The 22,685-nt window shown below is 68.0% G+C and carries 21 protein-coding genes; 7 read left to right on the top strand and 14 right to left on the bottom strand.

All coding sequences use genetic code 11. From position 1 onward, the window contains the following. Together ASD42_RS16310 and ASD42_RS16305 are read right to left on the bottom strand one after the other, a co-directional pair. Complete coding sequence (locus ASD42_RS16310; protein ID WP_056817570.1) at positions 1-1,050, bottom strand: 3-oxoacyl-ACP synthase III family protein; 1,050 nt, start codon at positions 1,048-1,050, stop codon at positions 1-3. Between the two features lie 381 nt (positions 1,051-1,431). Continuing rightward, positions 1,432-2,427, bottom strand: coding sequence for an MsnO8 family LLM class oxidoreductase (locus tag ASD42_RS16305; RefSeq protein ID WP_056817568.1), 996 nt, complete (start codon positions 2,425-2,427; stop codon positions 1,432-1,434). Between the two features lie 158 nt (positions 2,428-2,585). Between ASD42_RS16305 and ASD42_RS16300 the strand changes: the two genes are divergently transcribed. Further along, positions 2,586-2,984: a DUF779 domain-containing protein gene (locus ASD42_RS16300; RefSeq protein ID WP_056817566.1), complete on the top strand. Its 399-nt coding sequence runs from the start codon at positions 2,586-2,588 to the stop codon at positions 2,982-2,984. Positions 2,985-2,988: 4 nt separating this feature from the next. Here the strand turns inward: ASD42_RS16300 and ASD42_RS16295 are convergent, their stop codons facing one another. The 7 genes from ASD42_RS16295 to ASD42_RS16265 all read right to left on the bottom strand — a co-directional run bounded on the left by ASD42_RS16295 (position 2,989) and on the right by ASD42_RS16265 (position 10,859). Beyond that, complete coding sequence (locus ASD42_RS16295) at positions 2,989-4,386, bottom strand: hypothetical protein (RefSeq protein ID WP_056817564.1); 1,398 nt, start codon at positions 4,384-4,386, stop codon at positions 2,989-2,991. Positions 4,387-4,396: 10 nt separating this feature from the next. Continuing rightward, on the bottom strand, positions 4,397-5,221 hold the full coding sequence (locus ASD42_RS16290; RefSeq protein ID WP_056817562.1) for an ABC transporter permease: 825 nt from the start codon (positions 5,219-5,221) through the stop codon (positions 4,397-4,399). Positions 5,222-5,250: 29 nt separating this feature from the next. After that, on the bottom strand, positions 5,251-6,213 hold the full coding sequence (locus ASD42_RS16285; protein ID WP_056817560.1) for an ATP-binding cassette domain-containing protein: 963 nt from the start codon (positions 6,211-6,213) through the stop codon (positions 5,251-5,253). Then, complete coding sequence (locus ASD42_RS16280; protein WP_056817558.1) at positions 6,210-7,466, bottom strand: glycosyltransferase; 1,257 nt, start codon at positions 7,464-7,466, stop codon at positions 6,210-6,212. The genes ASD42_RS16285 and ASD42_RS16280 overlap by 4 nt, the downstream gene beginning before the upstream one ends. Before the next feature lie 2 nt (positions 7,467-7,468). Beyond that, entirely contained in the window at positions 7,469-8,899 is a 1,431-nt protein-coding gene (locus ASD42_RS16275; RefSeq protein ID WP_056817557.1) for a condensation domain-containing protein, read from the bottom strand. A gap of 281 nt (positions 8,900-9,180) precedes the next feature. Then, positions 9,181-10,122, bottom strand: coding sequence for a hypothetical protein (locus tag ASD42_RS16270; protein WP_056817555.1), 942 nt, complete (start codon positions 10,120-10,122; stop codon positions 9,181-9,183). Between the two features lie 50 nt (positions 10,123-10,172). Beyond that, entirely contained in the window at positions 10,173-10,859 is a 687-nt protein-coding gene (locus ASD42_RS16265) for a TVP38/TMEM64 family protein (RefSeq protein ID WP_156677486.1), read from the bottom strand. Between the two features lie 173 nt (positions 10,860-11,032). Between ASD42_RS16265 and ASD42_RS16260 the strand changes: the two genes are divergently transcribed. The 4 genes from ASD42_RS16260 (at position 11,033) to ASD42_RS16245 (ending at position 16,785) form a co-directional block, all read left to right on the top strand. Beyond that, positions 11,033-12,904, top strand: a complete 1,872-nt coding sequence (locus ASD42_RS16260) for a methylmalonyl-CoA mutase family protein (RefSeq protein WP_056817553.1) — start codon at positions 11,033-11,035, stop codon at positions 12,902-12,904. Next, the gene (scpA, locus tag ASD42_RS16255; protein ID WP_056817551.1) at positions 12,904-15,168 is read left to right on the top strand and encodes a methylmalonyl-CoA mutase; all 2,265 of its coding nucleotides are present in this window, start codon (positions 12,904-12,906) and stop codon (positions 15,166-15,168) included. The genes ASD42_RS16260 and scpA overlap by 1 nt, the downstream gene beginning before the upstream one ends. A 110-nt stretch (positions 15,169-15,278) precedes the next feature. After that, positions 15,279-16,262, top strand: a complete 984-nt coding sequence (gene meaB / locus ASD42_RS16250; RefSeq protein ID WP_056817716.1) for a methylmalonyl Co-A mutase-associated GTPase MeaB — start codon at positions 15,279-15,281, stop codon at positions 16,260-16,262. A gap of 199 nt (positions 16,263-16,461) precedes the next feature. Continuing rightward, a complete protein-coding gene (locus tag ASD42_RS16245; RefSeq protein WP_056817549.1) occupies positions 16,462-16,785 on the top strand; it encodes a hypothetical protein in 324 nt (107 codons plus the stop codon). Positions 16,786-16,798: 13 nt separating this feature from the next. Here ASD42_RS16245 and ASD42_RS16240 read toward each other — a convergent pair whose 3' ends face one another. Next, on the bottom strand, positions 16,799-17,926 hold the full coding sequence (locus tag ASD42_RS16240) for a magnesium and cobalt transport protein CorA (RefSeq protein WP_082843710.1): 1,128 nt from the start codon (positions 17,924-17,926) through the stop codon (positions 16,799-16,801). A 110-nt stretch (positions 17,927-18,036) separates the two neighbouring features. Between ASD42_RS16240 and ASD42_RS16235 the strand changes: the two genes are divergently transcribed. Next, positions 18,037-18,402, top strand: a complete 366-nt coding sequence (locus ASD42_RS16235) for an ArsR/SmtB family transcription factor (protein WP_056817547.1) — start codon at positions 18,037-18,039, stop codon at positions 18,400-18,402. Then, the gene (locus ASD42_RS16230; protein ID WP_056817545.1) at positions 18,399-18,866 is read left to right on the top strand and encodes an SRPBCC domain-containing protein; all 468 of its coding nucleotides are present in this window, start codon (positions 18,399-18,401) and stop codon (positions 18,864-18,866) included. The genes ASD42_RS16235 and ASD42_RS16230 overlap by 4 nt, the downstream gene beginning before the upstream one ends. Here the strand turns inward: ASD42_RS16230 and ASD42_RS16225 are convergent. The 4 genes from ASD42_RS16225 to ASD42_RS16210 all read right to left on the bottom strand — a co-directional run bounded on the left by ASD42_RS16225 (position 18,853) and on the right by ASD42_RS16210 (position 22,603). Then, positions 18,853-20,394: a molybdopterin-dependent oxidoreductase gene (locus ASD42_RS16225; RefSeq protein ID WP_056817543.1), complete on the bottom strand. Its 1,542-nt coding sequence runs from the start codon at positions 20,392-20,394 to the stop codon at positions 18,853-18,855. The genes ASD42_RS16230 and ASD42_RS16225 overlap by 14 nt on opposite strands. Positions 20,395-20,442: 48 nt before the next feature. Further along, positions 20,443-21,180, bottom strand: a complete 738-nt coding sequence (locus ASD42_RS16220; protein ID WP_056817542.1) for an anti-sigma factor — start codon at positions 21,178-21,180, stop codon at positions 20,443-20,445. Then, on the bottom strand, positions 21,177-21,824 hold the full coding sequence (gene sigK, locus ASD42_RS16215) for an ECF RNA polymerase sigma factor SigK (RefSeq protein WP_056817712.1): 648 nt from the start codon (positions 21,822-21,824) through the stop codon (positions 21,177-21,179). The genes ASD42_RS16220 and sigK overlap by 4 nt, the downstream gene beginning before the upstream one ends. 122 nt (positions 21,825-21,946) lie before the next feature. Next, complete coding sequence (locus ASD42_RS16210; protein WP_056817541.1) at positions 21,947-22,603, bottom strand: fasciclin domain-containing protein; 657 nt, start codon at positions 22,601-22,603, stop codon at positions 21,947-21,949. Positions 22,604-22,685: the final 82 nt, after the last annotated feature.

Genomic DNA, 22,685 nt, shown 5'->3' with positions numbered 1-22,685 from the left:
TCAGACCTTCAGGGAGGAGATGGTGGTGGACAGGAAGCCCGCTACTACGCCGGACGCGGCCGGAACCATGAGCAGTTTCGATCCCGCCGCGATGTTCTCGTCGGCCAGCTGATCGTGCAGAACGATGAAATGCGAGGTGGTCGAGGTGTTTCCGTACTTCTCGATCACATTCAGATCCGGCGGCATCTCGGCGCCGAACTCGCGGGCGGCCACCGCGTTGATGTATGGCACCGCGGAAGCGCCGAACTGGTGATGGATGATGTAGTCGAACTGCTCACCGGCGAAGTCGCGGCCCTGCTGTTCGAGGAAGGTGCCCTGGGCGTCGGGCCAGAGCAGAAACCGCGCTTCGTTGTGCATCTTGCGGTTGTCGGTGTAGAGCGCGACGCCCGAGGACTTGTCGCTCGGCATGCCGAGGCACAGGTGCGAATGTTCCGCGGCAGTGAACAATTCGACGTAGTGGATCTTGTCGGCGTCATCGACCGCCCGGTCGAGCACGACCGCGCACCCGGAATCGCCCACCGACAGCGAGGCGAACTGCAGGTCGTATTTCTCCGAGATCTCGTTCACCGCGGTCTCGGCGATGGGGGTGATCGCCTCGCCGCTGACCACCATGCCGTTGCGCACCACGCCCGAGCGGATCATCCGATCGAGAATGTATGTGCCGGTGAGCATTCCGGCGCAAGCGTTGGAGACGTCGAAGGTGATGGCCCGCTCGGCGCCGAGGGACTTGGCGATCGTCGAGGCGAACGAGGGCTCCATGTACATGCGGGTGCCGTCGTTGCTGCGGGTGATCGAACAGGAGATGATCACCTCCAGCTCGCCCGGGGCGTAGCGCGAGCGGGCCAGGCAGTCCTGCGCGGCGTTGACGGCGAGGGTGAACGAATCCTCGACCGATTCCGGTCGGGTGTCGCGCACGCGCCGTTCTTTCACGCCGGTGATGCGCTCCAGATCGAATGCCGGCGGCGTTTTCAGCCGGGAGATCAATTCGGTGGTGGACAATATGTTCGACGGAAGATATGCCCCGATGGATTCGAAACGCGAATGCGACACGTGAGCTCCCGGATGCGGTCGAAGAATGGTGTCCCGGACGATTTCTGATCGCCGGTGGAACCGAACCCTACCGGTCCCGGACACGCGCTGCGAGCAGTGATCCAGCACACCGGACGGCACGATTTATTGTGTGCGACAACATGTTACGGATACTACGGCAATCCGGGAAATGCGCACATACTGCCAGGGCAGGTGACTTCGTGCGCGTATCGGCAATGGTTGGGCTATCGATCACTCGGGTCGTCGACGCGGCCGTGCGGTGCTGCAGAACGGTGCTCGCGCAGTGAGTGACCTCACGATTGTTTACACCGTCGAATAAATTGCGCGCGCAGCGGCCTTGTCTTCGGAGCACAAGTGTCCGCGCGAAGCTTGTCTGCCGGACTAACTTCCCGAGCCGACGACGCGAGCCAGCCGCCGGTGCGAATCCAGCCGCGCCGCACGATCGAAAGTGCTGGTGTGGACGAGGATTTCGTCGGCGTCGGTGCGGCCGACCAGGTTCTCCAACGCTTCTGCCACCTGGTCCTCGGTGCCGTGGATCTGATTGCCGAGCGCCTGCTCGAAGTGATGGCGCTGCCGGTCGGTCATCGTCGCCGGGTCGATCTCCTCGGGTGGGATCAGCGCCGGGAACTCGCCGTGCGTGCGCGAGTAGGCACTCGACCACGCCTCGGGGAGCAGGAGTCGGTGTGCCTGTTCGGTCGAGTCGGCGATCACCACCGCCGCGGAGACGACGACATACGGTCGTGGCACCTGGGCGGAGGGCTGGAACAGAGTGCGGTACCGCTCGATCGCCTCCACCATGGACCGCGTGCCCGCGATCGGGGCGATCACCAGCGGCAGCCCGAACCGCGCCGCGCGCTCGGCCCCGGCACCGGTGGCGAGGAGGAACGTCGGCACGTGGGCGCCTTCCGCGGAGACGGCGTGCACGCCCTGCCTGCCCGCCTCGAAGTAGTCGAGGACCTCGATCAGGCGCGCGTCGAAATCGTCGGCATCGTCGAGATCGTGGCCGAGTGCGCGGCGTACACCGTCGGTGAATCCGACCGAACGACCGAGGCCCATGTCGATACGTCCGGGGAACAGTGATGCGAGCACGCCGAACTGCTCGGCGACGACGAGTGGTTGATGATTGGGCAGCATCACCCCGCCGGTGCCGACGCGGATTCGTGCGGTGGCCGCCGCGACCGCGGCGGCGAGCACGGTCGGCGCGGTTCCGGCGACACCGGGAACGCTGTGATGCTCGGCGACCCAGAACCGGTGATAGCCCCACTGCTCGGCCAGCGCCGCGAACGCGACTGTCTCGCGCAGGGCGGCGGCGTGGTCCTGCCCGCGCCGCACGCGCGAGCGGTCCAGGATAGAGAAGCGAACCGATTCGAGTGCCATATCAGTAGTCAACGTCGACGACGCGCGGCGATTCCGTGGCGGTGACACGCGCGGGTGATCTTCGCAGGTTTAGATCGGTACCAACCCTGGACCAACCTTTCGCAACCATAGTGTGCCCCGAGCGCGATCACCGGCGAGAAAACTGCGAGGAGTGCACCATGGTTCGACATCCCAACGGCCGCAAAGTAGATCATCGCCACCGTGCGGTCGAGGCCAGCGATGACGCGCTGCGCGTGCTGCGACTGCTGCTCGAGATGCACGGCCCGGTGGTGCTGTACCTCGCGCCCGATACCGATGGGTACACGCCGATCTGTGTGCGGCGCAGTGAGTTCCGTCCCGGCGCGGGTGACGTCCTGGCCGGCCAGACGGCTTGGCACACGCAGTTGTGGATGGCGGAGCGATTCCATGTCGGCTTCGACGACATCGATGTGCGGATCGAGGTGCGCAACCGTCCGCAGCGAGGTTCTGCCTCCCTGGAGGCGACGTGCGGGTTCCGGTTCGCCCTGCGCGTCGACAACATCGATGCCGCTGCCGAATTCGCCGAGGAGGCCTCCTAGTCGCTCACCAGAAGCGCGGAGTCAGCCCCCAGTCGGCGAACTCCGCGGCCAATAGCTCGCGCAGAGCCGCACGGGTCGGGAAACGGTCGGGGTCGCCGCCGGTGACCACCAGCGTCACGGTGTCGTCATCGCAGGAGAAGGCGAGATTGACGCCGACCTCCACCTGACGGAACAACTCGACCGGGCCGGGATTGACCACCGGACGCATGATGACGTCGCGCGCACGGTGCGTGCCGAGGACCGCGATGTTCTGCGCCGTACGACCCATGTTGGTGCACAGGCACTCCGGCGCCTTCGCGGTGCGGGCGAACTTGTGCAGCACCACCTTCGGCAGCAGCATCTGCACCGGTTGCAAGTGCTGGATGGGCGGGATGGTCGTGGGATCGCGGTAGGCCAGGCCCGCAGCCTTGAGCGCGGCGCGGACGGCGGGCAGATCGGCGCGTTCGCCGACGCGGTAGCCGACACTGATCGGTAGTCCGGTGGTGGCATTGGCCCGGCGGTCGTCGGCCTCGCGCATCGAATGCGGAATGTCGACGCGGACCTCGGCGCCGTCGGCGATCCGGCCACTGCGGCCGAGCAAGCCGACTGCGACGCCGATCAGCAGACCGTTGGTTGTCCCGCCGTGTGCGGCGGCGACGGCGTCCCATTCGGCGAGATCGAGCTGGACGATCGACTCGGCGGCCTGCCAGGTGTCGGCATGCGGTAGGCGCGGGGCGGCCGGCCGGGGATTGCGGGCCGGTTCGCTGACGCCGCGGGACCGGCGAGCCGCGCGCACTCCGCGAGCCACGGCACGCAACTGACCGCGGGCATCGGTGAGGTCGGCGGCGAAACGACCCCTGCTCGCGACCGGGCCGACGAGTCTGCCCGCACTGGCCGCGCGGTCGGGTGACTCGCCACGGTTGAGCCGGTCCAGCGAATCGACGATCGCGTGCATCATGCCGCCACCGTCACACGCGACATGGGAGGCGACCAGGGTGACCACGGTGCCACCGGATTCGGTCGGCGCGCCGGCCAGTTGCCACACCAGTCCGCGTTCCGGGTCGAATTCGACAGCGGCCTGCTCCAGGAACCAGTCGAGTACCCCGTCGTCGGAGATCGGCGTATCCGACCAGCGCAGCGGCAGGGATTCGGTGGCGGGCTCCCAGTGCGCGCGGGCGATCGGGAACCGGGTGGTGCGGACCCGGCGGGCGATGAAACCGGTCGCCAGGTGTGCGTGCCACCGTTCGAGCAGATCGCGCCCCAGCGGGGCGTCGAAACGGTAGGCCAGCTGATTGACCAGGGCGTTGGGGTAGAGGCTGTGCAGTTTGAAGAACAGGTCGTCGTCGGCGGTGATCCGGTTGAGGCCGGTGGGACCCGCGGCTACCGCTGCGGCGGAAGTAACGGAAGGGGAAGTGACGGTCATCGGGTACTCCTCATCGGGAACGGAGGGTGCGCACGGTCAACGGCGCGAAAACGGCGACCACGACTACCGAGGCGACCAGTGACCACAGGGCGTCGGCGCCGACGGTGCCCTCGGCAGCCAGCGTGCGCACCGCGGAGACCAGGTAGGACACCGGATTCAGGTCGGACACGTGGCGCATCCAGGTCGGCATGGCTTCCTCGGGCACCAGCGCGTTGGAGGCGAAGCCGAGGAAGGTCAGAACCAGCATCGACATGCCCTGCACGGCGGCCGGGCGGGCGATCGTGGCGCCGATGAAGGCGAACAACCAACTGATAGCGGTTGTGGCGACTACGACCAAAACGGCACCGGCCAGAAATCCGGCGGTGTGCTCGGGTCGATAGCCCATGCAGAATCCGACGATCACGACCGTTGTGGCGGCGATGAGATAGCGCACCGCGCCCGCCAGCAACGTTCCAGCTACCGGCGCTGAGCGGGCGATCGGCATGGCGACGAAGCGATCGAAAACACCCGAGTGGATGTCCTCGGAGAGTTGCACGCCGGTCGCGACCGAGGAGGTGAGCACGATCTGGACCAGCACGCCCGGAATCATGATCGGCAGATAGGCCGCCGTACTGCCCGCGATGGCGGTGCCGAAGATGCTGCCGAAGAGCACCGGCCCGACGATCGGCAGCAAGATGGCGTCGTAGAGCAGCTGTGGGCTGTGCCGGAACGTCAGCAGTCCGCGCCACGCCATCATCAGCGAATGCTGGAGCGCGGCAAAGGGGCTGACGCGGGTCACGCGCGGCGCGCGCACGACTTGCGTGGGAGTCGGGGCGGTCTCGACGGCGAGAGTCATTGCGGGCCTCGATTTCTCGCGTAGGGCGCTCACGCCACGTCGGCTCGGTCGGCGGTGTGGGTGTGTCCGGTCAACGCCAGGAACACCTCGTTGAGATCGGGTCGGTCCACCGCGAAGCCGCGCAGGGCGATGCCCGCGTCGCGGCAGGCCGCGACGATGTCGGCGGCGATGGCGACCTCGGACAGGGCGACGGTCAAGGTGCCGGTCGACGACCCGTCGGGGACCTCGCCGGTGATGTCCTGGATCAGCGACTCGGCGCGTCGCAGGTCCGCGGTGTCGGGGATGTCCAGGCGCAGAACCTGGTCACCGATCGAGGATTTCAGCTCGGACGGGGTGCCCTCGGCGACGAGGTTGCCCCGGTCGATGACCGCGATCCGGTCGGCGAGCGCGTCGGCCTCGTCGAGGTACTGAGTGGTCAGCAGTACCGTGGCCCCCCGCTCGACCAGGCCACGCACGATGCCCCACATGCGTTCTCGGGTGTGCGGGTCCAGGCCCGTGGTCGGCTCGTCGAGGAAGATCAGCGGTGGCACGGTGATCAGGGTCGCCGCCAGGTCGAGTCGTCGCCGCATGCCGCCGGAGAACGCGCTGACACTACGGCGTGCCACCGACGAGAGCTCGAACTGCTCGAGCAGTTCGTCGCAGCGCCCGGCCGCGTCCTTGCGTGACAGCCCGAGCAGGCGACCGAACAGGCGTAGATTCTCACCGGCGGTGAGGGTTTCGTCGACCGAGGCGTATTGACCGGTGAGCCCGATCATCGACCGCACGGCCGTGGCCTCGGAGACGACGTCGTAGCCGAACACCTCGGCGGTGCCACGATCCGGTCGCAGCAGTGTCGCCAACATTCGCACCGTGGTGGTCTTGCCCGCCCCGTTGGGGCCGAGCATCGCGAACACCGAGCCGGCCGCGATCTCGAGATCGACGCTGCCGACCGCGGTGAAGTCGCCGTAGGACTTGCCGAGTCCGCTGGTGCGGACGGCGATTTCGGTGCTCATCCGAGCCTCCCGGCGTGGTCGAGGGGTGCTGTCGGAAATGGTTGGCGGACCAGGGATTCCACCTCATCGGCGGCCCTGGGCACGCCGTCGCCGGAGAACCGGCTCGCATAGTCGGCCACCCGCGACACCACATGCGGTGCGGCCACCAGGTCCAGCAGCGCGGTGAGCCGCCGCTCGCTGAGCTCGGCGGCGCGCATGGTGCCCGCCAGGCCGAGCCGAGCCAGCGCGCGACCCCAGTACGGTTGATCGGCCTGGATCGCGCAGATCACTTGCGGCACACCGGCTCGCAGCGCGGCGGCTGTCGTTCCGGCGCCGCCGTGATGGACCGCGGCGACGCAGCGCGGGAACACCGTGGCATGGTCGAGCTGTTCGACGATCGCCACCTCCGGCGTGAGGACGGGTTCGATGCCCGCCCATCCGGCGGCGAGCAGCAGGCGCTGCCCACGCCGCGCGCACACCGCACGCAGCACGGCCATCAGCGCCGCCGGATCGCCGACCGCCATCGAGCCGAAGCCGACATACACCGGCGCGGGCCCGGCGTCGAGCCACGCGTCGAGCTCGGCGTCGACCGGACCGCCGAGGTATCCGTCGACGTCGACGGCGAACCCGACGATCGGGTGCCGATCCGGCAGTTCGGCCGCCAACCCGGGAAACAGGTCGACGTCGTATGCCTGGATCGAGACCCGTTCCGGCAGTGGATGTTCCACGACTCCGAACTCGGAGAAGGGCAAGGCGAGCGCGGCGTCACGCGCCCACCTCAGCGCCGACCAGATGCGACGGTTGAGCGCACCGGGAATCCGGGCCCCCCACTCGGTAGGTATCACCGGGACCGAGCGATTGGGGTGGATCGGGAAGAAGTGCACCGCGGCCAACGGCAAGCCGACTCTTCGCGCGACCTTCTCCGCCGTCTCCTCGCCCGCCATCCCGGTGACCAGCACATCGTGACCGGGCGCGAGGACGTGGAGTTCCCGCAGCGCGCGGGCCACCCCGCGCCGCTGCAGGGCCAGCACCGCGCGCACTCGTTGGCGCGGGTCCGGACTGCGGAACCGCTGATCGCTGTGCTGGGTGTACAGCAATTCGGCACTGTCGCGGCCGAAGCCGACCGCGGGAATGCCGTGGGTGGCGGCGAATTCGACGAGATTGGGCGAGAGCGCGAGTGTCACCGAGTGCCCGCGAGCCAGCAGCTCGCGGGCCAGCAGGATGCCGGGTTGAGCATCGCCGCGGCTTCCGGTGAAGGCCAGCAGTGCGCGCATTGTCAGCCCGCGCTCAGCGCCGCCGCTGCCGCGGTATCGATGGCAGGCGCGGTCGCGACCGGCGCCGCGATCGTGGTCACCGCGTAGATGGCCCTGGCGAACTCGGCGAGGAAGGTGTCCATCACCTCGGCGGGCAGGCCCGCGGGGTAGCGGGTGGACACGTAGAGGCCGTCGGGACCGCGCACGATCCAGAAGTACACCTCGTCGGTGGAGTACGACACCGCGCGCAGCGTGCGTCCGCGCAGGTCAGCGACCAATTCGTAGTCCGGCAGGATGCGGATGTCGAGGAACGAGGCGCCGTAGGTCGGGCCTTCCGTCGCGCCGACCATCGCCAGCGAGCGGCCCCAGGAGGCGTCGTTGCAGTGGCGGGAGCGCTTGAGCGCGGTGCGGGTCTCGTCCAGCGCCACGGCCATGTCGGCACCGGCGGGCAGGGTGACATCGACCGGCACGACATTGACGAACCAGCCCATCGACTCGAGCCAGGTCAGGTCGGGTCGGGTCACGATCGGCATCACGGTGCGGAATCGGTTCTCGCCGAAGGTCTCACGAGTGGCGATGGCCAGTGCGGCGAACACGGTCACCGAGAGCCGGTGTTTGACTCGTTCCAACGCTTCCTCGACCTCTTCGAGCTGCGCGAGGGTAAGGAGCGTGCGCGACACACTGGGCTGGGCGTGTTCACCGTCCAACACGGCGACCCGGTCGGCGGCGAAGCGGGGCATGGGAGAGCCTGGGATGCCAAGGAATTCGCGCCACAGTGCGACCGCGGGCGAGTCGGGGGTCAGTTCCTCGGCCGCGGCTCGCTCGATCACGGCATAGTCGGCGGGACTGCCGAAGGTGGCCGAGTCGCGGATCTCGCCGCCGGTGGTGACCGCGGCGTAGATGGTGCGCAGCTCGAGGATGAGCACCGCCTGGGAGTAGGCGTCGAGGACCGAGTGATCGGCGCCGACCAACACGGTGAAGTCGTCGGTCTCGTGGGCGACGGTGGCGACCAGCAGATGCGGCCAGACCAGCGGCGACAGGCGCAGTTCCAGTAGCTCGCAAAGGTATTCGTTGATCTCGTCACCGTCGGTCGGATCGGCGACCGGAACGCCGGTGACTCGGACGGTGCCCGGGGCGGTGGTCACCCGGTGGTAGCCGCCGTCGCCGGTGGGGGCGACAGTGGTCCGGAAGCCCTCGTGGCGATCGTGCCACAGTTGCAAGGTGGTCGCCCACGCCTGCTCGTCGAGTGGGGCATCCATTTCGAAGATGGTGCCGATCCAACGACCGCGGCCCGGACGGGGGTCTTCGGGGTCGATGAAGCCGAGATACTGCTCGTGCACGCTGGCCAGCGGACGCTGGTCGTCGGTCCAGGTATCGGCAGTGATGGTGGCGGGAGTCCAGATCGACAGATCGCCGGAGCGAATCCGGAATTCGGACAGATGTGTGTATTCCATACCGGGTCACCTCAAGGGGGAAAAACAGGCCGAGAACGGCACGAACGAACAGGGACTGGGTGACCGCAGAAGCGTCACCGATGTTGCTCTGGATACCGCACCGGATGCTTCCGGCGAACCCTGGGTTATCCGCGAGTCTACAGCTTATAACTGTATAGATTTGTGAAATATTACTTAGTCACTAATAGGTGATGTGAACAATATCACTTTCATTTCGTGTCGATTTTCCGACATGAAACAGATGTCTTCAGGTAATGGACGTTTGGTCGACACTGTCCCGATCAGTCGGTGGGCGGCCCGAATTCGGGGAGCACCGTGCCGTGCCGCACGACCCCGGACAGGCCGGGCAGCTCGGTCGGCGTCGACCAGGTGCGGAACCCGTCGTAGCTGTCGCTGAAGTAGTACCGACCATCGGTGTAGGCGTCGAGGTAGATGCGATGGCCGCCGCCGGGGAGGGGGACCACCGACTGTCCTTCGCGTGGACCGCCCCAGCCCGCCCAGTCGCCCGTGGCCACGAAAGTGAAGGGGCCGAGCGGGCGATCGGCGACGGCCAATTCGATCAGCTTGGAGTCCTCGTTCTTCACGAACGCGAAAAGTCGCCCGTCCAGTCGTTGCAGTGTGGTGTCGATGTATCCCAGCGAGCCGGGCCCGCTCGGACCGAGGCCCAGCAGCGGCAACGGCGGCGCCCATGTCGTGAGTCCGGCGTCGAGGGGGATGAGCAGATGTGGAGTGAAACCGCGACCCCAGGTGAGCGAGACGATGATGCCGACGCGGCCTGCTGCGTCGGCGTACCACTCCGGCGCCCACGCACCCTCGAGTCGTCCCGGCACGAGGATCGGGACGTTGGCGAGGAACGTCCACGTGATCCGGTCTCGACTGCGTGCCAGCCCGATCGCGGTGGCGTCACCGGCGATCGTATAGGTGAGGTAATAGGCGCCGTCGGTATGCAACAGCACGCTGGGATCGCGGACCAGGCCGGTGGGTGGGGTGAACGCGTGCTCGCTGACCGGAGCGAAATCGGTACCGTCGCTCGATTCGTACACCGCGAGTGTGGTGTCGCTGTCGGCGCGAAAAGCCGTCATCGTGTAGCGGATCGGGGTGCGTGGCGGGTCGATGCCGACGCCGGGGCCGAGCGAGGATTGTGCCCTGGCCGTTCCCGCGGCGAGCAGTGGCAGCCCGGCGAGTAGCGCGAGTGCAGATCGTCGGCCCACTGTCATCGCCATGACCAGCGATTATCCGGTCGAATCGCTACGCGGCCCGGGAGGCGCGCCGATCAACGGGTAACAGCGACCGGTTCGGCGTCCGCGTCGATCGGGGAGGGGTGTACCGGCAACCGGGCGTCGACGATCAGCCCGATCAGGCCGAGCGACAGGCAGATCGCCGAGACGGTGATCGCGATCGGGTGGGTGCCGCCGGCCAGCGAACCGGCGAGCACCACCGTCGCGATCGTGCCCGGCGCCGAACCGACCAGTGTCGCAACGAGATAGGGCCGGACCCGCACCGAGGACAGGCCGCAGCAGTAGTTGACGATCGAGAACGGCGCCATCGGGATCATCCGCAGCGCGGCCACCGCGAGCCAGCCGCGCCGAGCCAGCCGCTCATCGATCGTGCGCACCGCCGGATGTGTCAGGTGTCGGGCGACTCGGTCGCGGCCCACCGCGCGGACGCCGAGCAGAGCCGAGGTCGCGCTGACCGCTGTCGCGCCGAGAGCGATCACCGAACCGAGGATCGGACCGAACAGCACGCCACTGGTCACGGTGAGCACGGTGCGCGGAACGGGGGCTACGGCGACCACCGCGTAGAAGAGGAAGAACAGCAACGGCAACAGCGGCCCGGCGCCGCCGGCCCAGTCTCGGATCTGCTGCGGGCCCGGCAACGGAACCAGCATCGCCACCACGAACAGCGCGGCGAGCCCGGCCATGGCGATGAGCAGGCGCGGGGAGCGGATCAGTCGAGACACCCGGGTAAGCGTACCGGCCGGTAGGGGATGGCCCGAGTGGGTGGACACGCTGTCACAGATAGCATCATCGGGGAACCGGATACATCCTGGTTCGCTGTGGGCCCGTTTGTGGGATTTCACGGACCGGCAGCACACCGGGGTGCGGTCGTCGAACGGAAGAGAGAACAGCAGCTATGCCGATTGGTTCAGAGTCCGGGGCGGGGCTCGCACCGGATCCGGTGCCCGAGTACGCCGCGTGGCGCAAGGGTGTGGCGGGTGTGCTGGCGAAAGCGCGACGGGTCGAGGCTTCCGAGCTCCCCGCCGAACCGGAACATCTGCTCGATGAGACCACCTATGACGGGCTGACGATCGCCCCGCTCTATACCCGCCGCGACGAGCTGCCCGAGCAGCCGCTACCCGGCGCCTTCCCGTATGTGCGCGGTGGCGACGCCACGCGTGATCCGCAGCGCGGCTGGTTCGTCGGCGCGTTCGCCGGTGCGGACGACGCCGAGGCCACCAACCGGGCGATCCTGACCGGTCTGGAGAACGGCGTGAGCGCGATCGCGCTCGGAGCGGGCACCTACGGTGTCCCCGTCGACGACATCCCTGTCGCACTGCGTGGCGTGCTGTTCGAGCTGGCTCCGCTGACGCTGGTGGCCGGTGCGGCTGTCGGCGCCGCCGCCGAGCAGGTGTACGAACTGCTCGACGCGTATTCGATCGCCGATCGCGCGCAGATCCGCGTCGGCCTCGGCGTGGCCCCGCTGACGAGTGCCTTCACCGGTGCCGAAGACCTCGACCAAGCAGGGACTGTCGCACTCGCCGTGCAGGCGATCGCCCGGCCAGAGACGGTCCGCGCGATCACGGTGGACGGCATCGCCTTCCACAACGCCGGTGCCGCCGACGCACAGGAAGTGGGCGCCGCCGTCGCGGCCGGTCTGGCCTACCTGCGTCTGCTGACCGCCGCCGGGGTGGACATCGCCGACGCGTTCGGTCAGCTCGAGTTCCGCTTCGCGGCCACCGACGATCAATTCGCCACCATCGTGAAGTTCCGGGCGGCACGACGGCTGTGGGCCCGAGTCGCCCAGGTCTCCGGTGCTCCCGCCTTCGGCGCCGCACCGCAGCACGCGATCACCTCGGCCGCCATGATGACCCAGCGCGACCCCTGGGTGAACCTGTTGCGCACCACGCTCGCCGCGTTCGGCGCCGGTGTCGGTGGCGCGGACTCGGTGACCGTGCTGCCCTTCGACGCGGCGCTGCCCGCGGGCGAACTCGGCGTATCGACGACGTTCTCCCAGCGCCTGGCTCGCAACACCCAGCTGCTGCTGCTCGAGGAATCCCGTCTCGGGCACGTGCAGGACCCGGCCGCCGGTTCCTGGTACGTCGACAAGTTGACCGACGAACTCGCCGCCAAGGCCTGGGAATTCATGCAGGAGCTCGAGTCCGCAGGCGGCTACCTCGCCGCGCTGGACGCCGGCGTGCTCGCGGCCCGGATCGCCGAGACCGCCGCCACGCGCGCCGCCGACGTGGCCCATCGCCGGACCGCGGTCACCGGTGTCAACGAGTTCCCCAACCTCGCCGAGACCCCGCTGTCGGAGCAGGCCCGGGAGCCGGGCCCGAACGCGCGCTACGGCGCAGCCTTCGAAGCGCTGCGCAACCGCTCCGATGCCTACCTGGCTGCCAACGGCGTTCGTCCGAAGGCGCTGATCGTGCCGCTCGGCTTGGTCGCCGAACACAACGCGCGCACCATCTTCACCGCGAACGTGCTCGCCTCGGGCGGCATCGAGTCGGTGAACCCCGGTCCGCTCACGGTCGACGCGATCGCCGCCGCCGCCACCGATTCCGGTGCGCGCATCGCGGTGCTGTGTGGTGCGGACAAGCGCTACGGCGAGCAGGCGGGAGCCGCCACCGACGCCCTGCGCGCCGCCGGAATCGAGACCGTGCTGCTGGCCGGACCCGAGAAGGCGGTCGAGCAATTCAGCGGGACGCAGCGTCCCGACGGATACCTGGCCCTGCGTATCGACGCGGTCGCGGTCCTGTCGCAGCTGCTGGAGAAGGTGGGAGCCTGATGACCACATCCGATATCGAGCACGTCATCGGCAGCTTCGCCGAGGTGCCGCTGACCGACCACACGCCCGCGCCCGCCGACGTCGACGCCGAGCAGGTGCGCACGTTCGTGGCCGATGCCGCGACGGCCAACCACACCACTGCCGAGCAGTTGGTCTGGTCGACCCCCGAGGGCATCGACGTTCCGCCGGTGTTCACCAAGGCCGACCGGGATGCTGTTGTCGCACAGGGTTATCCCCTCGACACCGTGCCCGGCGTCGCGCCGTTCCTTCGCGGCCCGTACCCGACCATGTACGTGAACCAGCCGTGGACGATCCGCCAGTACGCCGGGTTCTCCACCGCCGCGGACTCCAACGCCTTCTACCGCCGCAACTTGCAGGCGGGCCAGAAGGGCCTCTCGGTCGCCTTCGACCTCGCCACCCACCGTGGCTACGACTCCGACCACCCCCGCGTCCAAGGTGACGTCGGTATGGCCGGTGTCGCGATCGACTCGATCCTGGACATGCGCCAGCTCTTCGACCAGATCCCCCTGGATCAGGTGTCGGTGTCGATGACCATGAACGGCGCGGTGCTGCCGATCCTTGCGCTCTACGTCGTCGCCGCCGAAGAGCAGGGCGTCACGCCCGAGCAGCTGGCCGGAACCATTCAGAACGACATTCTGAAAGAGTTCATGGTCCGCAACACCTACATCTACCCGCCCAAGCCCTCGATGCGGATCATCTCCGACATCTTCGCCTTCACCAGCGCGAAGATGCCGAAGTTCAACTCCATCTCCATCTCGGGCTACCACATCCAAGAGGCCGGTGCGACCGCCGATCTGGAGCTGGCCTACACCCTCGCCGACGGTGTGGAGTACATCCGCGCCGGCATCGCCGCGGGCATGGATGTCGACAAGTTCGCACCGCGCCTGTCGTTCTTCTGGGCCATCGGCATGAACTTCTTCATGGAGGTCGCCAAGCTGCGCGCGGGGCGTCTGCTGTGGAGCGAGCTGGTGTCGAAGTTCGAACCCAAGAGCGCGAAATCGCTGTCGCTGCGGACACATTCGCAGACCTCGGGCTGGTCGCTGACCGCGCAGGACGCCTACAACAACGTGGCGCGCACCTGCATCGAGGCGATGGCTGCGACCCAGGGGCACACCCAGTCGCTGCACACCAACGCGCTCGACGAGGCCCTGGCCCTGCCGACGGACTTCTCCGCCCGCATTGCCCGCAACACCCAGCTGCTCATCCAGCAGGAATCCAACACCACCCGCCCGATCGACCCGTGGGGTGGCTCGTACTACGTCGAGTGGCTCACCCACCAGCTCGCCGAGCGGGCTCGCGCCCATATCGCCGAGGTCGAGGCGCACGGCGGTATGGCACAGGCGATTTCGGAAGGTATTCCGAAGCTGCGCATCGAAGAGGCCGCCGCGCGGACCCAGGCGCGCATCGACACCGGCCAGCAGCCGGTGATCGGCGTGAACAAGTACCAGGTCGAAGAGGACCACGCGGTCGAGGTCCTCAAGGTCGAGAACTCGCGGGTGCGTGCCGAGCAGATCGAGAAGCTGGAACGGCTTCGCGCCGAACGTGATTCGGTCGCCGTGGAGCAGGCACTGGCCGAATTGACCCGTGCGGCTTCGGCGACCGAAGGCGGCATGGAGAACAACCTGCTCGCGCTCGCCATCGACGCGGCGCGCGCCAAGGCCACCGTCGGTGAGATCTCCGACGCGCTGGAGAAGGTCTACGGCCGCCATCAGGCCGAAATCCGTACCCTGTCCGGTGTGTACCGTGACGAAGCAGGCAAGGCCACCAACATCGGCGCCGCCATCGCGCTGGTCGAGGAATTCGGCGAGGCCGAGGGGCGTCGTCCCCGCATCCTGGTCGCCAAGATGGGCCAGGACGGCCACGACCGCGGCCAGAAGGTGATCGCGACGGCGTTCGCCGACCTCGGCATGGACGTCGACGTGGGCCCGCTGTTCCAGACGCCCGAAGAGGTGGCGCGCCAGGCAGCCGACAACGACGTGCACATCGTCGGTGTGTCCTCGCTGGCCGCTGGTCACCTCACGCTGGTGCCCGCACTGCGGCAGGCACTGGCCGATGTCGGTCGTCCCGACATCATGGTCATCGTCGGCGGCGTGATTCCGCCCGGTGACTTCGACGAGCTCTACGAGGCCGGTGCCGCGGCGATCTTCCCGCCGGGCACCGTCATCGCCGACGCGGCCATCGACCTGCTGAAGAAGCTGGGCGCCGCACTCGGGCACGAGATCGGCGGCGGCACAGGCGAATGAGCGACGCCGCACACGTAGCCGGGGGTGCCGACGCGCACCCTCGGCTCGGGACCACCGCGGGCGTCGGCTCGCCACGGAACGAGGGGCGCACCGCCGTGGGCGTTCGCCGGATGATCGATGTGGACGCGCTCGCCGAGGAGGTCAAGGCGGGGCAGCGCTCGGCGCTGGCCCGCGCGATCACGCTGGTCGAATCCACCCGCTCCGATCACCGGGAACTCGCGCAGCAGCTGCTGCTGCGGGTGGCGGCGGAACCGGGCAGCGTCGTCTCGAACCGGGTCGGCATCACCGGTGTTCCCGGCGTCGGCAAGTCCACGTTCATCGACGCGCTCGGTATGTACTTGCTGGCCAAGGGACATCGAGTCGCGGTCCTCGCGGTCGACCCGTCCTCGACCCGCACCGGCGGGTCGATCCTCGGTGACAAGACCCGCATGGCCCGGCTGTCGCTGGAAGCCGACGCGTTCATCCGGCCGTCCCCGACCGCGGGCACCCTCGGCGGCGTCGCCAAGGCGACCCGCGAAACGATCGTGCTGCTCGAGGCCGCCGGATACGACGTGATCCTCGTGGAGACCGTCGGCGTCGGCCAGTCCGAGGTGACCGTCGCCAATATGGTCGACGTGTTCTGCTTCCTCACCCTGGCTCGCACCGGAGATCAGTTGCAGGGCATCAAGAAGGGCGTGCTGGAACTGGCCGAACTCGTCGCGGTCAACAAGGCCGACGGCAAACACGAGATCGAGGCCAAAGGCGCGGCCCGCGAACTGGCGGGGGCGCTGCGCCTGATCCACCCGCACGACGCCCTGTGGAAGCCGCCGGTGCTCACCATGAGCGGCCTGGAAGGCATTGGCCTGGACAAGTTCTGGGGCACGGTCCTCGATCACCGGCGGGTGCTCACCGACGCGGGCGAATTCGCCGAGAAGCGCCGCCGCCAGCAGGTCGACTGGACCTGGACCATGGTTCACGACCAGATCCTGCGCCGCCTGGCCGACAATCCGAACGTGAAAGATGTTCGCGCGCAGGTGGAATCGGCTGTCCGTGCTGGAACGCTCACCCCCGCTCTCGCCGCCGAACAGATCCTCACGGCCTTCGACCGGAGTTGAGGCACCTGCAACGGTGCCCACCGGTAGCTGTTGGTGGCGTCATCGAGTCGCCCCTAGGGCGATCGCCCGAAATTTTGGCTTTCACGTGGGAGTTTGTGGATCATAGTCTGATTCCGATTGCTTTGCCAGCTGTTGTCTGGGCCGATTTTCAAGGATCCTCGGAAGTGGACGTCGAGAGCTGACGGCCGAGGAGGCAGTGATGACGATCTTCCGTACGAATCGGATGATGAGCAGCGACAGGACGCCCGAGCGGGCGATTCTCGGGGGCGACGGTCGTTGGCGGCTCACCTGGCTGCCGGAACTCGGCTTGACGTCCGATCAGGCGATATCAGGTCTGAGGCTGGACGAGATCCTCAGCGACCCAGCCCTGGTCTATGACCGGATGGCGCTGGCGGAGGCCACCACCTGCGCCGACCGCATCGGCATCATCCTCGAGCTCGCGATGGTGCGACTCTGGAAGCGGATGATCACCACCATCGCGCTCTGCGGGTTCGTGGCGACCCGATGGGGTCGACTCGCATGACCGGGTCGGACTCTCACAGCCAGCGGATACGTCGGAAGACGACGATCAGGGCGGTGCAGATGGCGAGCATGACGATCACCGTGGCGGGGTAGCCCCAGGTTTGTCTGAGCTCGGGCATGTGATCGAAGTTCATGCCGTAGATGCCGGCGATCATCGTGGGGACGGCCAGGATGGCGATGTAGGCGGAGATCTTGCGCATATCGGTGTTCTGCTGGACCGCGATCTTGGCCACGGCGGCGCCGACGAGGGTGGTGAGGGTTTCGTCGAGGTCGTTGATGCGTTCGGCGACACCGCTGTGGTGGTCGGCGACATCGCGCAGGTAGCGCCGCACTTCCTTGGGCAGGGGCGTGCGCGGCGCGGTGAGGGTTTGCAGCGGGGCCGCGAGGGGGCGCACGGCGCGACGCAGCTCGACGATTTCGCGTTTGAGCTGGTAGATCGCCTCGATGGGGAGTTTGCTGCGCGGGCTGAACAGCTCCTCTTCCATGGACTCGACATCGAACTCGACCGCCTGGGTGACATCGATGTAGGTGTCGACGACGTGGTCGGTGATCGCGTGCAGCACCACGCCGGGGCCGAGTGCGAGGCGATCGGGTTCGGTCTCGAGCCGGTGCCGGACCGCGGTGAGTTCGTTGTGTTCGCCGTGGCGGACCGCGACGACGAAATCGGCGCCGAGGAAGACCATGATCTCGCCGGTCTGCACGATCTCGCTGACGATGTGCATATCGTGCTCGACATAGGCGACGGTGCGCATCACAGTGACCATGGTGTCGTCGTAGCGTTCGAACTTCGGGCGCTGCCTGCCGGTGACGGCGTCCTCGACGGCGAGTTCGTGCAGGCCGAATGTCTCGGCGACCTCGCCCATCTGCCGCAGGTCCGGCTCGAACAGGCCGATCCACACGAAACCCGTACCGCGCGCGCGGATTTCGGCCAGGGCGGTCTCGGGGGTGAATCGGCCGGGCAGACGGTTGCCGTCGACGTAGGCGGCGCAGTCGATGATGGCGCGCGCGGTCGGGACCGAGGGTTTGGGGACGGCTTGCACCCGGCGTCTACCGCGCGACAGCAGCGGAGAACCTGATACAACGGCCCCGATACTGCGCCGGGCCGCGAGGTGAGCCGATGAGACGTGAAGGTCGTCGACCATCGTTGCACCTCGCTCTCTTCGATCGTTGCGCAGCATCCCACGGTGGCCGACGCGGACGCAACCGAACCAAGGGGTTGCGCAGACCGCCACACATGTGAATACTTAGGTATGTGCCTAAGTATTCGAGCGACGAACCGGACGGAGGGCTCGACAGTGTCTTTCGGGCCTTGGCCGATCCGACTCGTCGCGCGATCGTCGAACGGCTGGCGCGTGGGCCCGCATCGGTGTCGGATCTCGCCGCACCGTTCGACGTCGCGCTCCCGACGATCGTGCAGCACCTGAAAGCGCTGGAAGCGGGTCGGCTCGTCAGTTCGGCGAAGATCGGGCGCGTGCGCACCTACCAACTGGTGCCGGACGCGTTCGGGACCGCGATGGACTGGCTGCACCGCCAACGCCCACCGGCGCAGCGCCAGGTGGACCGGCTCACGGCACTGCTCGTGGAATCGACCACAACCTCAGAAGGAGAAGAACAATGACCGACACGGTGACCCGCTCCATCAACCACGCCCAGTTCACCATCGAACGTGAGGTGCCCGTCGCGCCCGCCGTCGTCTTCCAGGCCTTCGCCGACCCCGCCGTCAAGGCGAAGTGGTTCGGCGGCGAGGAAGGCTGGGAGCAGGGCGAGGTCTCGGTCGACTTCGCGGTAGGCGGCCGCGAGATCAACGAAGGCACCTTCCACGGAATGACCTCCCGCTTCGTCGCCACCTACACCGACATCGTCGACAACGAACGCCTCGTCTACACCTACGACATGTGGCTGAACGGTTCCCATATCTCCACCTCGGTGGCCACCTGGGAATTCGAACCCACCACCACCGGCACCACGCTCACTCTCGTCGAATTCGGCGCCCACCTGGACGGATTCGACACCGGCGCCCAGCGTGAGGAAGGCACCCTCGGTCTCGTCGACGCCCTGGTGAACTATCTCACCGCACCATGACAACGCGCGAATGCCTGCCTGTCGCGCCGTCGGGGAACGGGGTGGCTCTGGCATCGGTCTGGACCTCGCCGGTGGCATCGACCGCGCGCACGCGAAGAGAGTGGGTGCCCGGCGAGGCATCCCAGGTCCAGGTCCATTGGCGCCAGGTATCGAGGGAGTAGGCCGTGGCGAGTGTGGTGGGCTGCCACGGGCCGTCGTCGACCTGGATCTCCACGGCGCTGATCCCGCGGCCTTGGGCCCAGGCGACGCCCGCCACGGTCACGGTTCCGGCGTCGAGGTGGGCGAAGGCCGCCGGGACGTCGATCCGGGACGCGGTCTTGACCGGTGCCCGCGGCGCCCAGTCGCGTTGGGTCCAGTACGCCTCGGCGCGGTCGAATCGGGTGAGTTCCAGGTCGACAACCCATTTGGTGGCCGAGACGTAGCCGTAGAGGCCGGGCACGATCATGCGGGCCGGGTAGCCATGGGCGACGGGCAGCGCTTCGCCGTTCATCGCGACGGCGAGCAGGGCGTCGGGGTTGCCGCGCACGGCGGCCAGTGGTGTTCCCGCAGTGAATCCGTCGATACTGCGCGACAGGATCATGTCGGCGTCGGCGGAAGGGCCCGCCTCGGCCAGCAGATCGGACAGGCGATATCCGGTCCACAGCGCGGTGCCTGCGAGATCACCACCGACCTCGTTGGACACGCAGGTGAGCGTGATGAGCGACTCGACGGCGCGCCTGGCGCTCAATTCGTCGAAGTCGAGACGTATTTCGCGGTCCACCATCCCGTGGATGCGTAGCCGCCATTGCGCGCGGGTCAACGACGGGAGCTGTAGCGCGGTGTCGACCCGGTAGAAATTCGTTGCGAGGGTGATGAATCGGGTGAGTCCGGGAATCGCTCGGTCCATCTCGGCGGTGACCGGCGGGGCCGGATCCGCGACCCGGGGGAGGACGAAAGCCGCCCGGTCGGCAGTGATGTCGCGCAGTCGGGTACCGATGACCCGCCCCGCCGCACCCGCCGCCGCGGCTCCTGCGGCCACCGCCGTCAGCGCGAGCAGGAAGCCGCGCCGCGTCGGCCCCGCCTGCTGGGCGCCCTCCGACGGCACGAGGAACAGCGTGCACAGCGCCGCGATCCCGGCCAGCGCCCCGACTATCGACGGGACAACGAAAAGCGGTGTGGCAGTAGGGCGGAGCAGGGCCAAGCCCGCCACAACCACACCGAGCGCGCCCAGCAGGCCCGCCGCCGAGGCCAGGCTGCGGCGGGCCACCAGACCGATCATCGCGGCAGCGACCGCCATCACCAGGCCCATCGTGACGGCCAGAGCCAACTTGTCGTTGGCCCCGAACCAGCGGATGGCGTTGTCTTTCAACCACTTCGGTGTGTGATCGACCACGGTGGCGCCGAGGACGAAGAAGGGGGAAGAGGCCGGATCGACGAACACGGCGACGAGGTGTCCGACCCCGAGGACGAGCGCTGCCGCGGCCGCCGCGGCGGCTGCCGCGGCGAGACGGCCCGGATGACGATGGGTGAAACCTAGTCGGCGAACCATGCTGTCACTCCTGGTGTTTCGAGTGTCGGCACGGCCCGCCGAAGCGGGTCAGCCGACGATCATGCTGACGATCGGGGAGGTGGTCGGCCCGGGCGAACCACCGGCGGGCTCGACGGTGACCGCGAGGGTGTCGGCGAGGTCGACAGCGGTGACGACCGAGGTCGGTCCGTCCATCACCGCCACCGATGTCGGCGGGTCGCTCTCGCCTGTCAGCCGCCACAGTTGGTAGCTGCGATCGGCGGGCAGCGCGGGCATATCGTCGAACGACACAGCGGCGGCACCGAGGGACTTCGACTGATACACCGTCATCGCGCCGCCGCCGGGTACGGCGACCGAGGACTCCACGCTGTCGGGCTGGTCGAGCACCTGCTGTGCGGTGACGGCTCCCGTGCTGTCGTCCGCGCGCTCCATCACCACCGCGATGCCGACGCCGGCGCCGACCGCCACGATCGCCGCGGCGGCGACGGTCAACCACCGCAGCTGCCACCGCTTGCCGAGCGCGCGATGCCGCGCGAGCGGATGTATCTGGGGGTCGTGGCGGTCCAGTGCCCGCATCAGCGCGGATTCGAGTCGTGCCGGTGGCGGGACCGAGTCGAACACGGTCAGCTCCGCCATGGTCTCCTGGATGCGCCGCACGAGGGTGTGGAATTCGGCCGCCCGGTCGGGTCCGGCGGCCTCCAGCCAATCGTCGAGCGCCTGTCGCTGCGCGGGATCCAGCGCGTCGATGGCATACGGGTAGGCCTCGTCGATCCACGACCAGGGCGTTCGCCGATCGGTCTCGCTCATCGGGAACCACCTCCGGTCAAACAATTCTCGAGCCGCTTCAAGCCGTCTTTGATCCGGCTCTTCACTGTCGGCAACGGCACCGCCAGGGTTTCGGAGACCTCGACGTAGGTGCGGCCGCCGTAGTACGCCAGCGCCACCGCTTCGCGTTGGAGCTCGGTCATGGTCTCGAGACAGTCCAGCACCGACTGCTCGTCGAGTCGCTGAGTGACCTCCTCGGCCACGATGTCGTGGTCGCAGCCGAGGTGGGCGTGACCGAACACGATGTCGCGACGGGTGGCCGACTGCTCGGCCCGCACCCGGTCGACCGCGCGCCGGTGAGTCAGCATCATCAGCCAGCCGATCGGGCTGGCCTTGGCCGCGTCGTACTGCCCGGCCAGCGACCAGACCTGGAGGAACACCTCCTGGGCGATGTCCTCGGCGGCGCCGTGGTTGCGCACCACACGGAGCGCGAGCCCGAACACCCGAGGGCTGGTGGCCCGGTAGAACTCGGCGAAGGCCGACCGGTCACCTGCCGCGACATCGTCGAGCAAGGTGACCAGCCGCGCTTGCACGGCATAGTCGCGCTGGGCGCCCGCCGGGCAGGCCGGAGCCGGCTCGGTCACCGATCGCAGGCGGATCGGTGAGGAGCCGGGCCGGGCCGTCATCGTGTGGTCCCTGCTTGAATCAGCATGAGAGGGATTTCGGCCTGCCTTCGGGTTCGGATGGGCGTCGCCGAGATATTTCTGCAGTGACGCTGGACTGAGCGCCGGCGCGACCATCGTCGACATCATGCCGCTGGCGGCATGAGCACGCTGTCGATCATGTACACGGTGGCGTTGGCGGTGCGGACGCCACCGCAGATGACGTTCGCGTCGGCGACCTTGATCGTGTTACCCGAGCCGCTGACCGTGACGTCGGCGCCCTGGACCGTCTTGTGTGTGCCCGCGATGTTCTGCGGCGCGATCTGGCCCGGCACCACGTGATAGGTGAGGATCGAGGTGAGCGTGGCCGAATCGGTCTTCAACGACTCGATCGTGGCCGGATCGATCTTCGCGAACGCCGAGTCGACGGGCGCGAAAACGGTGAACTGGCCGCCGTTGAGCGTATCCACCAGGTTGACCTCGGGATTGAGCTTGCCCGAGACCGCTGAAACCAGGGTGGTGAGCATCGGGTTGTTGGACGCGGCGACGGCGACCGGTTCCTGGGCCATCCCGCTGACCGAGCCGGGTCCACTGGGAACCTGGGCGGCGTATGCCGCGCACCCGGGCCCGACCAGGTCCGCGGCGGCTGCGGAGGCGCCGGTGGTCGCGGCCGGTGCCGACGTCATCGGCGCGGCGGAGGACGAGGAGGCGGTGGTGCTCGAGTTGTCGTCGGAACAGGCCGCGAGGCCGAGCGCCGAGCCGAGGAGCATCGCCGCAACGAGAGTTCTTGGCAGAGATCGCATGGTGTTTCCGTCACTTCCGTCGAGGCGGCGAAGTGCCGCACAGGTTCTGGACGCAACGGAGTTCGGCAGGCTCGGTGGCTCG

The sequence above is a fragment of the Nocardia sp. Root136 genome (assembly GCF_001427185.1).
In the GTDB taxonomy this organism is placed as follows: domain Bacteria; phylum Actinomycetota; class Actinomycetes; order Mycobacteriales; family Mycobacteriaceae; genus Nocardia; species Nocardia salmonicida.
The sequence above is the reverse complement of the archived record's forward strand: the minus strand, read 5'-3'. Positions and strand labels throughout refer to the sequence as shown.

Coding starts and splice junctions, on each gene's coding strand:
- ASD42_RS16305 (WP_056817568.1), bottom strand. CDS start 2,427: ATGGCACTCGAATCGGTTCGCTTCTCTATCCTGGACCGCTCGCGCGTG.
- ASD42_RS16300 (WP_056817566.1), top strand. CDS start 2,586: ATGGTTCGACATCCCAACGGCCGCAAAGTAGATCATCGCCACCGTGCG.
- ASD42_RS16295 (WP_056817564.1), bottom strand. CDS start 4,386: ATGACCGTCACTTCCCCTTCCGTTACTTCCGCCGCAGCGGTAGCCGCG.
- ASD42_RS16290 (WP_056817562.1), bottom strand. CDS start 5,221: ATGACTCTCGCCGTCGAGACCGCCCCGACTCCCACGCAAGTCGTGCGC.
- ASD42_RS16285 (WP_056817560.1), bottom strand. CDS start 6,213: ATGAGCACCGAAATCGCCGTCCGCACCAGCGGACTCGGCAAGTCCTAC.
- ASD42_RS16280 (WP_056817558.1), bottom strand. CDS start 7,466: ATGCGCGCACTGCTGGCCTTCACCGGAAGCCGCGGCGATGCTCAACCC.
- ASD42_RS16275 (WP_056817557.1), bottom strand. CDS start 8,899: ATGGAATACACACATCTGTCCGAATTCCGGATTCGCTCCGGCGATCTG.
- ASD42_RS16270 (WP_056817555.1), bottom strand. CDS start 10,122: ATGGCGATGACAGTGGGCCGACGATCTGCACTCGCGCTACTCGCCGGG.
- ASD42_RS16260 (WP_056817553.1), top strand. CDS start 11,033: ATGCCGATTGGTTCAGAGTCCGGGGCGGGGCTCGCACCGGATCCGGTG.
- scpA (WP_056817551.1), top strand. CDS start 12,904: ATGACCACATCCGATATCGAGCACGTCATCGGCAGCTTCGCCGAGGTG.
- meaB (WP_056817716.1), top strand. CDS start 15,279: ATGATCGATGTGGACGCGCTCGCCGAGGAGGTCAAGGCGGGGCAGCGC.
- ASD42_RS16245 (WP_056817549.1), top strand. CDS start 16,462: ATGACGATCTTCCGTACGAATCGGATGATGAGCAGCGACAGGACGCCC.
- ASD42_RS16240 (WP_082843710.1), bottom strand. CDS start 17,926: ATGGTCGACGACCTTCACGTCTCATCGGCTCACCTCGCGGCCCGGCGC.
- ASD42_RS16230 (WP_056817545.1), top strand. CDS start 18,399: ATGACCGACACGGTGACCCGCTCCATCAACCACGCCCAGTTCACCATC.
- ASD42_RS16225 (WP_056817543.1), bottom strand. CDS start 20,394: ATGGTTCGCCGACTAGGTTTCACCCATCGTCATCCGGGCCGTCTCGCC.
- ASD42_RS16220 (WP_056817542.1), bottom strand. CDS start 21,180: ATGAGCGAGACCGATCGGCGAACGCCCTGGTCGTGGATCGACGAGGCC.
- sigK (WP_056817712.1), bottom strand. CDS start 21,824: ATGACGGCCCGGCCCGGCTCCTCACCGATCCGCCTGCGATCGGTGACC.
- ASD42_RS16210 (WP_056817541.1), bottom strand. CDS start 22,603: ATGCGATCTCTGCCAAGAACTCTCGTTGCGGCGATGCTCCTCGGCTCG.